At 34.6% G+C, this 12,287-nt stretch carries 11 protein-coding genes; 10 read left to right on the top strand and 1 reads right to left on the bottom strand.

The genetic code is table 11. The features are described 5' to 3' along the window. From RZN25_16930 to RZN25_16885, 10 genes are all read left to right on the top strand, one after another. On the top strand, positions 1-655 hold a 655-nt coding region (locus RZN25_16930; protein MEQ6378498.1), incomplete at its 5' end, for an NAD-dependent epimerase/dehydratase family protein. A gap of 121 nt (positions 656-776) precedes the next feature. Continuing rightward, positions 777-2,594: a P-loop NTPase fold protein gene (locus RZN25_16925; protein ID MEQ6378497.1), complete on the top strand. Its 1,818-nt coding sequence runs from the start codon at positions 777-779 to the stop codon at positions 2,592-2,594. Position 2,595: 1 nt separating this feature from the next. Next, the gene (locus tag RZN25_16920; protein MEQ6378496.1) at positions 2,596-3,465 is read left to right on the top strand and encodes a hypothetical protein; all 870 of its coding nucleotides are present in this window, start codon (positions 2,596-2,598) and stop codon (positions 3,463-3,465) included. A gap of 31 nt (positions 3,466-3,496) precedes the next feature. Continuing rightward, positions 3,497-4,783 (top strand): Qat anti-phage system QueC-like protein QatC, encoded by a 1,287-nt coding sequence (qatC, locus tag RZN25_16915; GenBank protein ID MEQ6378495.1) that lies wholly within the window; start codon positions 3,497-3,499, stop codon positions 4,781-4,783. Beyond that, positions 4,770-5,498, top strand: coding sequence for a Qat anti-phage system TatD family nuclease QatD (gene qatD / locus RZN25_16910; protein ID MEQ6378494.1), 729 nt, complete (start codon positions 4,770-4,772; stop codon positions 5,496-5,498). Before qatC ends, qatD begins: the two co-directional genes overlap by 14 nt. Before the next feature lie 268 nt (positions 5,499-5,766). Next, entirely contained in the window at positions 5,767-8,016 is a 2,250-nt protein-coding gene (locus RZN25_16905) for a hypothetical protein (GenBank protein ID MEQ6378493.1), read from the top strand. 23 nt (positions 8,017-8,039) lie between these two features. Then, the gene (locus RZN25_16900; GenBank protein ID MEQ6378492.1) at positions 8,040-8,303 is read left to right on the top strand and encodes a hypothetical protein; all 264 of its coding nucleotides are present in this window, start codon (positions 8,040-8,042) and stop codon (positions 8,301-8,303) included. 56 nt (positions 8,304-8,359) lie between these two features. Further along, complete coding sequence (locus tag RZN25_16895; GenBank protein ID MEQ6378491.1) at positions 8,360-8,743, top strand: AbiH family protein; 384 nt, start codon at positions 8,360-8,362, stop codon at positions 8,741-8,743. A gap of 553 nt (positions 8,744-9,296) precedes the next feature. Beyond that, the gene (locus RZN25_16890; protein MEQ6378490.1) at positions 9,297-10,373 is read left to right on the top strand and encodes a recombinase family protein; all 1,077 of its coding nucleotides are present in this window, start codon (positions 9,297-9,299) and stop codon (positions 10,371-10,373) included. A 182-nt stretch (positions 10,374-10,555) separates the two neighbouring features. After that, a complete protein-coding gene (locus tag RZN25_16885; GenBank protein MEQ6378489.1) occupies positions 10,556-11,137 on the top strand; it encodes a sce7726 family protein in 582 nt (193 codons plus the stop codon). Here the strand turns inward: RZN25_16885 and RZN25_16880 are convergent. Further along, entirely contained in the window at positions 11,113-12,138 is a 1,026-nt protein-coding gene (locus RZN25_16880; protein ID MEQ6378488.1) for a hypothetical protein, read from the bottom strand. The two genes, RZN25_16885 and RZN25_16880, sit on opposite strands and share 25 nt — an antisense overlap. Positions 12,139-12,287 lie beyond the last annotated feature (149 nt).

Genomic DNA, 12,287 nt, shown 5'->3' with positions numbered 1-12,287 from the left:
ATATAATCCAGTGGATCATCTTGTATATGCATCGTCTAGTTCTGTTTATGGAGCCAATAAAAAGGTTCCATTTGAAGAAACAGATTTTGTAGATAATCCAGTATCACTTTATGCATCTACAAAGAAATCAAATGAATTGATGGCTCATACGTATAGCCACCTTTACAAGATTCCAGCTACTGGACTTCGGTTCTTTACTGTTTACGGCCCTATGGGGAGACCAGATATGGCTTATTTTGGATTTGCAGATAAGTACTTTAATGGTGAGCCTATAAAGATCTTCAATAATGGTGATTTTGAGAATGATCTATATCGGGACTTTACTTATATTGATGACATCGCTGAAGGAATTGAACGATTATTAAGTAATCCACCTGAAGGTGATGTTCAACATAAAGTCTTTAACATCGGAAACAATAGTCCGGAGAAGTTGATGGTGTTTATTGAAACGTTAGAAAAGGTCTTAAGTAAAGCTCTAGGAAAAGAAGTCCAATTTGAAAAGATTTTTGAACCTATTAAACCAGGTGATGTACCCGCTACTTATGCTTCGACAGATCAATTGCAGAAAGCTATAGGATTTAAACCTGAAACTTCAATAGAAGAAGGCCTGCAAAAGTTTGCAGACTGGTATGTAGATTATTATAAGGTAAAGTAAAATCTATAAATTTTAGGTTCTGAGGAACAAAAGTTCTTTAGAACCTTTTGTTGTTATTGCTGTGAATGATATGATAGCGCTTAGAAATGGCAGTATTGAGCAATTCAGGGGGTGAATTGATATGTGGAAAGATAGTGAAACAGAACTTGATTTTCTAGACTTTGATTATTTGATAGTTACGGTTAGTAATATTATAAAAGATGATACCCTTCTTCCCTCTACAGTAGGTGTGTATGGTGATTGGGGAAGTGGTAAATCTAGTCTTATCAATATGAGTATTACTTCACTCAAAGAAGAAAAAGATACGGAGAGTATTTATTTTAATGGATGGCTGTTTGAAGATTATGAAGATGCTAAAACTGCACTACTTGGAAATATCTTAGACACTATAGAACAAAATCGTTCACTTGATGAAACAGCTAAGAAATGTATTGCAGGCCTTTATAAGAGTATTGATAAAATGAAATTAGTTAAAAAAGCAATTCGATCGGGAACAGGCTTCTTGTTAACTGGAGGTAGTAATGTCTTAGCAGATGTTGCATTATCGACAGTTATAGAAAAAGCGGTTACTTCCCCAGATGGTGTAATTAAAGATGATTGGATAGATACAATCAAGGCAGAACTGAGTAACAAGGAATTAAGGGAAGATTTAAATGCTTTTCGTGAGAATTTTGATAAGCTATTAAAACAAACCAAGATTGAGAGGCTTGTTGTATTTATTGATGAATTAGATAGATGCAGTCCCGACACTATTCTTGATACATTAGAAGCTATCCGGCTTTTTCTGTATGTCGGAAATACAGTTTTTATTATCGGAGCTGATGAGCGACATATATCTTATGCCGTGCAAACAAAATTTAATGAAATAGAAGGATATGGAATCGATATAGGAAAGGAGTATTTGGAAAAAATTATTCAATATCCTGTAAGAATACCTAGACTAAGTGCTAGTGAAGTGGAATTATATATAGCTCTGCTATTTATGCAAAAAGAATTAAATACCGATGATTTTGAAAAGGTTATAGCCCTAGTTCATGACAAAAAGAAGGAAAATTTCTTTAATTTCAAATTGGATTATGGAGTTCTTAAAGAATATGATTCCGAAATTGGAGACAAAGTAAAACTTAGCTTAGAAGTTGCTAAACAACTTTCATCAGTTCTGGCTGGTGGTTTGAATGGCAATCCTAGGCATTGTAAGCGATTCTTAAATTCAATGGAAATGCGAATGAATATGGCTAAGTATAAAGGAATTGATTTGGATAAAAGAATACTTTCGAAAATAATGATGCTTGAGTATTTCAAACCTAGAATGTTCTCGGAACTTGTAGATGCAGAAATAGATATTGATGGAAGTATAATAGAGTTAAGGTATTTTGAAAAAGGAGAACTAAATAAACTTGAAAAATTAAAGACCTGGGAAGAGGATAGCTGGGTAAAAAATTGGATAGAAAAAGAACCATATATTGGTTCTGAAGATTTAAGGCCCTATTTTTATTTTGGAAGAACTTCTCTTGATAAACAGTATGAAACAGGAACAACCAAACTTAGTAAGGAAGCCCAAGATGTTCTAAAGAATCTACTTGCGGGAACACAATCAGGTCTTAATTCTGCTATACAAAATGCAGGTAGTGTTAACAACTATGAAGTGGCGCTGATTATAGAGCATCTATTTGGCCGGATTAAAGAATCAACAGAAATTGTGGATATGCAATTGAGAGCTTTACTAGAGTGGGGGGGTAAAAAGGAAGGCATACACGTAAGTATTATCAAAGGTTTGCAATCCATAGATGGTACAAGAATTAAGCCTCCACATATTCCCCGGGTTCGAAACTTTGGGAGAGAAATAAGAAAATTATCTGAAATTGATAGTATACTAGATAACTGGGTTAAGGAGAATCCAAAATTAACTTCTTTTATTGCAGCAGAAAGGGAGGGGTAATATGGGCACATCCAGCATTTTTGACGGACCAGTTAATTCCTTGCTTCCAGATGACTATAAAGATCCCGTTCCAGATAACAGTGAAGATGATGGCATACCACCTGAACCGGAGGAAATGGAGCCGTCAAACGGAGACTCTGCTGATCCTGACCAGCCAGATGATCAGGACAAAAGCCTAGAACAACCAATAGTCCCTGCCTTTAGGTGGAAGGATGCAAAGACGGCTATGACAAACTATGTAAAGGGTCTTTCATCTAATCGGGGACGTGTTATGAATCATTATGTAGGAGCATCTGGGGGTTCAAAGCAGTTGGCTCGAACATCTGCTGCAGGAAGAAGCACTGCAGTTAGTTTAGGAAGGATCCTCCAGGATTTTAGAAATATTGGTGTTGAAGCGACTTTGCAGTCATTACAAATTGACTATGTAGGAAAAGGAATCAAATCACTATTATCGGAACTAGTTAACGTGATATCAGGGAAATCCAATTCTAAAGAAGACATGGCTGCAAGAGGAGCTGCAAATGAAGCCGTAGCTGAGATGTATGAGGTTATCACTGAAAATGATGGAGATATAGAATCGTTACGGCGAATCGATGAACTTACTTTCAGGAAAATCTTGGAGGTCTTTATGAGTGAATATATTTTTAAAAGGGTCATGAGCGATCTTCAAAGTAGATTTGAGAAGTATGAAAATAATCCTAAGGTTGCGGTGCAAAAGGAACAAGAACTTAAGGATTATGTAAAGGTTAAGGTCGAATTAAGAGTAAGAGAAATTCATCCTGAAACACTGGATTATTCTTCAAAAAGTATACCCAATGAGATAAATAACTTATTCATTAAATGCTACCAGGCATTTGAAGGCTATCTTTAGTTATTAATAGACGCATGGAGGTGAAATATCAGTGGAATTAGTATACAAGTTTAATGCGGAAGATGATTACCCAGTTCCTGAAGGCGGAAAATTATGTGAAATAAATGATTATCGTTATACATTCTGGAATTCACAACTGGAGACATTGCCCAACTATATAAGTACTAAAGGCATAGATATATTGATGCTATCTTTGGCGGTATACGGTGCAGATCGGTATTTTTTACGAAAAGACGCAGCGGATGGTTGGAAAAGAGACATACATATCCATCTCCCGGTTTTAAACATTGAGAGTATGAATGAAAAAAAGGAATTGATAAAGGTTATTCTTGATTTCCTAAGTGGAGATAACTGGAAGGTAAGTTTCCGCAAAAGGGACTTTACCGACAAAGAAAAAGTGTATCGAGATAAATACGAAAAAAGTAAAAAAGTAAAGATCCATGCCAATAGTATATGTATGTTTTCGGGTGGATTGGATTCCTTTATCGGAGCTATTGACCTGCTACAGGACAATGTAAATGATACAATATTTGTTAGTCATTACGGTGGAGGTAAAGGCGTACGAGAGTATCAAGAGTTGTTGCAAAAGGAATTTATTAAAGAATTTAAAATCAGTGATAACAATTTCTTTTCATTCTTTGCTGCTCCCCCTGGAGGAATAGAAGATACAATGCGGGCCAGATCCTTTATGTTTTTCTCTCATGCTATAGCTTTAGCATCCTGTTTTGAAGGAGATATGGATTTAATTGTGCCGGAGAATGGGTTTATTTCATTAAATGTTCCACTTACTTATTCCCGAATGGGCACTAGTAGTACCCGGACGACACACCCATACTATATGGGACTACTCCAGCAACTTCTAGACGAGTTGGGATTTAAGATTCATATTAAAAATCCATATCAATTTAAGACCAAGGGTGAAATGATAATTGAATGTAAGAATCAGGACTTTTTGAAGAAAAATATTGCACAAACTATGTCATGCTCGCATCCTGATGTTGGCCGAATGCGTGGTGAAAGTGAAACTCAACATTGTGGAACATGTCTACCGTGTGTAATCCGTAGGGCATCGATACAGAAGGCAGGATTTGATGAAAGTACACAATATTATGATCCAAACTTTACATCCGGAGATACAGCGAGAACAAATCTAAATTCCTATTTGCTTGGCCTACAGAAATATGATGAGAAAAAAGCCTTTTTAACAATTCAAACATCTGGACCATTAATGGATAATATTGAAAGATATGAATCGATATATAAGCGGGGAATAACTGAACTGAAAAGTCTACTGGAGGAGTATAATGAAAATTCTTAAATACGATACCCATGCTCATATTGATTTGTATAAAAATATGAAGGATTGCATTAATTATATTGAAAGTTCACGTAGCTATACAATAGTTGTAACTAATGTCCCTGATTTGTATAAAAAGTATATTAGAGAATACATTGAATACAAGTATGTAAGATTTGCGTTAGGGTTACATCCTGAATTGGTTCAACAATTTAAATCACAACTACCAATATTTCATGAATTTGTAAAAACAAGTAGATATATTGGTGAAGTTGGTTTGGATTTTACTAGGGGAGAAGACCAAGATCAAATTGAAGTATTTAAAGAAATAATGAGAGCCTGTAATCAGTATAAAGGCAAAATAATAAGTGTTCATAGTAGGCGAGCAGCGGATAAGGTTATGGATATAATAGGTGAAAGTAAAGACAATGGAATTATTCTTCACTGGTTTTCAGGAACAATGAGGCAATTAGATAGGGCCATTAATCTTGGCTACTATTTTTCAATTAACACAAATATGCTTAATAGCAAAAAGGGAAGGGAAGTAGTTAAACGAATTCCAACGGATAAGTTACTTATTGAGAGTGACGCCCCTTTCACAAATGTTACGAAACATAGTTACGACCTAGATTTTATTGATACTATATTTACTAAATCAGCTGAGCTTTTAAATAGACCTGAACAAGAGGTTATGGAAATTTATTCTGAAAATTTCATGAGACTTCTGAAGTCGTAGAGTCTTACATTTTTAAATATTCATTGTCTTGAGAATTATAGTAAACAGTCATTTCTTTAGGAAGGACTTTCCTCAATGTCCATTGGATGTACGAATCAATCCAGCAAAGCAGATGAAGGAGGGATGCCTTATGATTATTAAAAGTATTAAAGGTTTAGTAAACGTATTCATCTAACAGGTTTGACACTTAATTTTGGTTTTATTGGATTGAACTTTGCTGGAAGTTCATCCTAAGCAAATGACATAGTTGAAAAATGGAGGTTCGAAAATGGCTTTAGAAAAAATGAAGTATGCTCTAAAGAACATGCAAATTGCAAATGCAATTCTTACTATTAAAAACAGTAGTTTCTTCAAAAGAGTCATTTCACGAATAATATTGATCCGTCTTCCAGATTTCATTAGATATGCACGCATGGTTAATAACGAGACGAAGGGAAGTCGCTCTAAAATAGAGCATTCAAAGGTTAAAAACGAGTTAAATGCACTATCTAATCTTTACGAAGAATTCCTTGAAGAACAACGAAATAAATTTGGTGGTCATTTTAAAGAAGAGGATTATTTTGAAAGGATTCAAATATGGAGTGAGATTCAAGGGGAAAAGATAATATTTTTTTTCGAGCTTGCTGAAGAAATTACGAACCTGCTAGTTCCTGGACAACGAGAAAAATATATTCTAAAAGAAGAAGATAAAGCTATTATTAACAAAATTTCTGATAAGCATGATTTAGAAAAGCGGCCAATGTTAGGGACAGATGTTCTTGCCTTGAGCCGCTATAATACTGTTTCAGCTATAAACACACATGAACTTCATACAAAGCCAGCAATACTCAACTCTCTTAGAATAATTATTGACTATGAACTTGATGTACTAAATCAAAACTTACAACATGACCTTAAGTTAATCTTTAAATTGTTAGTACTAGTTGACGTCATAAGTTTTGCAGATACATTATTTACACGCAATATTCCAATCTCAGCTAAGCAATATATGGATGGATTAGATACCGTGGTAAAGAGGCATGGCATCCAAAAGGCTGTGGCAATCTTCGAGAAGGTAAAGAGCGATATGAAGATTTTAGATGAAGTGGAAAGATTCAGGGGGATTCGGAACATAATTGGTGCACATATTGATCTGAATTCTGAAATCAAAACACTTCTCTCTCAGTTTGATGCATTAAATCCAAATGAGCTTTATTCCATTTTCCAAAACATGTTGCAAATATTTCAGCGGGTATGTAGGACTGATCAAACATTAAAGATTAGTCAGTTGGGTCCAACCCCAATTCCAGATGCAATTGAAACAACGACTCAACCTAAAAAAGCCTATGACGATTCATCTATTCCAGCTAAAAGGTTTACTCCCTTATCCTACACAGAAGAAACAATGGATAGCCTTTGGGATTCGTTGTTAGAAGGGAAGGATATTGAGAATGCACTCAGCTATTTTGGTCGAGCATTTCATTCTTCAGAAGTTATAACTACGTGGAAAAGAGAAATTCCTAAAGGGTTGCATGCAAAAAGTTATGAATATCCTGAGTATCGAACCGTTCATCAATTTATTGAAAACAAACTACAAAAGAACCAAAACGATTTATTCACTATAAGGATCTTACATCGAATTTTTAAATCAAACAATATCGGCACATCCCATATTTTATCTAAATTACTCTGTCGTAAATATACAGATATTAACAACCTTGAAGAAAGGCTATTATTGCTAGATGTATTCGGTGACATATCAGATGTGTATGAAATTGATATTATAGAATTACTTAAGATAAAGACTAACTCGAAAGAGCCATTAGTAGTAATAAATGCATTTCATTCATTAGCTCTAATAGATGCAAAGCATAATGGCATTAGAAGGATAAACGGTGCGGGTGTTCATTCTGGCAATGAAGTAGACTATAGCAGCTTTCTCTTACAGCAGCTAGATAAATTAACAGTACAAAATAAAATCTTAGTTTCCCTTACTTTACTAAGTTCTTTGTATTTAGAAAGGGAATTTGTAATTTATTACGAGAAATATACGAAGGTTACTTATTTTCCACAACTTCATAGCTATTTGCAAAGATATATACCCAGGTTATTGAAACAAACAAGATTAGACAATAAACAGTTAACAGACATTTTAACATGTATTGAGGTTCATAATTATGGGATGGCAGCTATTTTAATTGGTGATGCACTGACCGTACAAAGTGAAGATAAGGCAAGCCTTTTTTATGAGGTTGTTGCAAATGGAACTATCCACATTGATTGGAACCAGAATATTTTAGTGGTGAATCAAGCGTTAGCATTGTCCAGACTATCATACCATGCGGATGCAATTAAAACAGTAGAATTCCTTGTCAAACAAAATCCAGAGGAAAAACAATATCGTTTTTTAGCAATGGAAATCTCAGCGATTGGAAAGATGGAGCAGTATTTTAATGATGCAAGCAGGCAATTAGAGGAAAAATTCATATTGAATAAGGACGACCTCAAAATAATTGAAGAATTTCGACAGTTAATATAAATGGGTCACATGAAAGGAGAAATATGATTATTATCATTTTTAATCAATTTGGTGGCGTTTCTAAATTTAAAAGAGCTGATAATAAGTTTGAGTACAATTTGAAAACAGAAGATGTGAACTATTGGATTGAAGAAGTAGGTGAAGAAGGTATTTGGGACATTATCGCAGAGAATCTTGGACTTAATACTATAGCTCAAAAAAGTAATGTTGTTTTTGTTACTCCTGGTAATGAAATAATTCGCAACTTAGCAGTATATGAAAAGTGGAAAGCGAAAAATAAAAAATGATTAGTGTAAGGTTTAAAGAGATTTGTAAGTTTCCATATGACGATAGAGGTGATTGAATGAGCAAACATATGACTCAATACCCTACAACATTATATTTAATTGGTAACGGTTTTGACTTGCTCCATGGAGTTAAATCCAGCTATTCTATGTTCAAGGAGTATCTCAAGAAGCGAGATGAAGCACTAAGCTTCGAAATGGATACTTATTTCGAATGCGAGAATTTCTGGGGTGATTTTGAAAATAACCTGGCTTTTCTTTCCCGTGAAATGGTCATGGAATCAGTAGATACAATGCTCGATACTTATATGGATACATTTGATGAAGATGATGACGACTTCTCTTATGCCGATTATTTCGCAGCTATTGAAATGGGGACACAAGTTATTCCTGATCTACTCGATAATTTGCCCAAGCGGTTTAAACAATGGATTAAAACATAAGGTATGGTCACAGTGACGCCCCGGAATTTGTCGAATGAATATAGGAACGTTAGTTCCTTTAACTTGATATTTGATATTTTTGGTGTTAGTCCCCCGCTATAGTAAAGCGTTAAAATATCGGGTTGTTGGTCTTCTTTTGGTAGGCTAACAGCTTTTTTGTATGGGGTGAAATTTAGTTTTAATTGGTATTAGTTTGCCTTAATTTAAAAATACATCTATCTCCCATAGTATCTATTTTTGTAAAAACATCATTATATAAAGATTAAAAATACGGAATAGATACAATATCTAGTGTTTTTTTAACAGATATAATCCTATATATAGTTTTTTATCTAACTAGTATCATGGGGTTTACTTTGAAAAAGAGAATATTAGTACACTAGATGACAAAAGTGAGCTCCTATTAACGATTCTAAGTACCCTTGCTCAAGAAGAGTCGAGAAATATCTCGGAGAACTCGAAATGGGGTACCCGTAAGTTAATTGAGCGAGGGATCTTCAATGTACCGGGACATCGGTTTTATGGTTATGATACAGGGGAAAAAGGAGACTGGTTGATTAACGAGGGACAGTCAAAAGTAATACAGCGGATTTTTGATGAATACTTGAGCGGCAAAAGCCATAAAGCCATTGCGAAAGGATTAACGGAAGATGAAATAGTGAGTCCTGGTGGGCAAAATTCATGGAATACTCAGACAGTGGATTATATCTTACGAAGCGAGAAAAGCTTAGGAAATATTCTGTTTCAGAAATCATACTCAAAGGATTATCTTGCCCACAAAACGGTTCGAAATCAAGGGGAATTTCCGCAGTATTTAATTGAGGACCATCACCCGGCCATCATTGAACTAGAAACATTTGAAGCTGCCCAACAAGAAAGGGAACGTCGTAAAAGAGGAATACACAATACGAAGAAGCATGCGAACCAAGATGCATTTTTCAAAACCTTTTATTGTGCTACATGTGGGAATCTTGTTCATCATTCCTCTAATAGTGTGAAACAGGCCGATGGCAAACAAAAAGTCTATCATTATTGGAGATGCCAAGTTGCGTTAGGTCAAAACTTCTCTTCGACGTGTGATGCTCAAAGTTATCGTGAGGAAATTATCGAGAAAAACTTTATGGATATGTTGCAGGAAATGAAGGCCCATCCGCACCTGATAATGGAAGCTAAACAAGTGATCCAAGAAACGGGGATAGGTGAAGAAGAACAAGGGCGGATGGAAGAACTGAGGAATAAAATCAAAGATCATTATCATGATTTGTATGAAAAAGTAGAGGCCAACCGCGAGCATGATGATTTTGATATTAATAGTACCGAGATCAAGGAAGTGACGGATAACATCATGGCCATAGAAAAAGAACTTGAAAGTTATAACGAGAGGATCGAGAAGGCCAATCAAATGCAGGACGATTTGAACTGGTTGTTGGAAGAGTTAGAAACCATTAAAAAGTATCATCTGAGAAGAAGATCTACATTTCGTGATGATATTTTCAGCCGCCTGATTAAGCGAGGGGAAGTTCATGAGGATGGTCGCATCGTTTACGACCTTTGCCTAGGAATAAAGTGGACAGCCTATGGGAATGAAAAGAGAATGTCCAAAGCAAAAGATAGCATTCCGAAAAAGTGACGTATTTATAGCACACATAGTTAAGATATTGACTTCTATACTAATACTTGTAACAATACAATATTACACGGTATATTATATTTATGTGAAAAAACGGTTTGTATCGGTGAAAAAGTAGTATTATGGAGTGGGATAAAGATAAATATTGATGTAATTAATATTATTTAAATGGGTGATTAATTATGAAAATGAAAGATGCAGATGTTAGGAAATTGCTCTTGGATGATTTAATAAAAGAATATGGACATGATCCTGCCACATGTATAATAAATGAACTGGGGATTGATTTTGGTGCTTCAAGAATTGATGTAGCAGTTGTCAATGGTATTATGCATGGGTATGAAATAAAGAGTGAGTCTGATAACTTAAGCAGATTACCACGTCAGGTTAAATACTATAACAAATTATTTGAGAGAATGACTATTGTGACATGTTCTAAATACTTAGATGATGTTTTAGAAATAATACCAACTTGGTGGGGAGTCAGTGTAGTAAGTCAAAAAAAGGACCGTTTAATCTCAAAAAGAAAGGGACGATTAACTTCGTCCCAAGACAAACACTTTTTACTGAAACTCCTATGGAAAAAAGATCTTGAAAACCTAGTTGACCATTTAGGTCTTCCAAAAAAGACTAAAAAAATGAGGAAAAACAAACTCATAAGTCTCTTTATGGAAGAGGCAGATCTTTCAATAATTCGTCCCTTTGTATATTCTGTATTAAAGGAAAGAAAAAGTGATTCTTACAACTCATTAATTGTGAACTGAAGATGATGATTAATTGCCATTTCTATAGTTTTTTGATGTGTTAAAACTTCTTCTAGTTTTTGGGAGCATCTATAGATTTCTTCATCAGCAAGTGTAAATTTTTCCCCTGAGTAAAGGCCGGAGTTTGTAATTAATTCACAAACTTCCTGGAAGTTCTCGGGCTCTCCCTCATCATATTTATAAGATTTCCCTAAGTAATAACCATCTTCTGTCGTGTAGTAAATTTTTAGATAGGAGTTGTTCATGTTAAAACCATCTTTCAAATCTGGTTCGGGAGTTAACCTAGTTGTATAGTCTGAAAAAGACAATTCAGGGAGTTCGTTAGTAAGTTTGTTGAATAGTGTTAATTCAGTCCTATCTGATACTTTTTGAAAGGACATTTTATCTACATCTTTACTTTCATCTAAACTAGTTATTGATAAGATCTTCTTATAATCATTATTGAAGTGTTTGGTGTTCTTCTTTATTTCTACTTCATTAAGTTCATCTTTAAAATCAAAAATTATATAAACAGATTTGTTGTTGAATTCAGATTGTATAATGTTTTCCACATATGTATTTATCGTGGTATACAACGCAGGTTGGATATCGTGATACCTTATTCTAATGGCTATTGTGGTGGGATTTTGCTTTTTTACACTTTCTATTAGCCACTGAGGAGAGTCGTGATCAATACATGGTATAAACTTTAATTCGCTCTCAACAAATTTGTTGAATAAGAAATCGATAGGGTTTAAACCATCTTTCAATAATTCAGTAGAATGATCCTTCAAATTATCAAAAATATTCTTAAAATCATAAATGAATAGGTTGTCACCTACTCTCTCTTTTAAGAATTTACCAGAACTATTTAGAGTTTTGTCCCACTTCTCTTTGTTCTTTCGAGAAATTCTCTTCCCTTCGATAATAGGGATGATCCTCTCTTTTGTAGAATCCCAGGTGTTTTTCAATGCGTTCATTTCTGAGTTTGAATGTCTTAAAACAGGGTAATAAAATTCCATTATTATACCTCCTTTTGTCCTTATATTGATACAATTAGACAAAAGTTGGAAATAACCTTTAAATTATGCGGAATTTTGTATGTAAAAGTCGATGAGTAACGGATCAAGCAATAAGTACTTGGTCACAGTGACGCCCCGGAATTTGTCGA

This window comes from Bacillaceae bacterium S4-13-56 (assembly GCA_040191315.1).
GTDB lineage: Bacteria > Bacillota > Bacilli > Bacillales > JAWJLM01 > JAWJLM01.
Note: the sequence above shows the minus strand (reverse complement) of the source record. Positions and strands in the feature narration are given on the sequence as shown.

Excerpts from the sequence above, each read along its gene's own strand:
- RZN25_16885 (MEQ6378489.1), top strand. The coding sequence starts at position 10,556 with ATGAAAATGAAAGATGCAGATGTTAGGAAATTGCTCTTGGATGATTTA.
- qatD (MEQ6378494.1), top strand. The coding sequence starts at position 4,770 with ATGAAAATTCTTAAATACGATACCCATGCTCATATTGATTTGTATAAA.
- RZN25_16900 (MEQ6378492.1), top strand. The coding sequence starts at position 8,040 with ATGATTATTATCATTTTTAATCAATTTGGTGGCGTTTCTAAATTTAAA.
- RZN25_16880 (MEQ6378488.1), bottom strand. The coding sequence starts at position 12,138 with ATGGAATTTTATTACCCTGTTTTAAGACATTCAAACTCAGAAATGAAC.
- RZN25_16895 (MEQ6378491.1), top strand. The coding sequence starts at position 8,360 with ATGAGCAAACATATGACTCAATACCCTACAACATTATATTTAATTGGT.
- RZN25_16925 (MEQ6378497.1), top strand. The coding sequence starts at position 777 with ATGTGGAAAGATAGTGAAACAGAACTTGATTTTCTAGACTTTGATTAT.
- RZN25_16905 (MEQ6378493.1), top strand. The coding sequence starts at position 5,767 with ATGGCTTTAGAAAAAATGAAGTATGCTCTAAAGAACATGCAAATTGCA.
- RZN25_16920 (MEQ6378496.1), top strand. The coding sequence starts at position 2,596 with ATGGGCACATCCAGCATTTTTGACGGACCAGTTAATTCCTTGCTTCCA.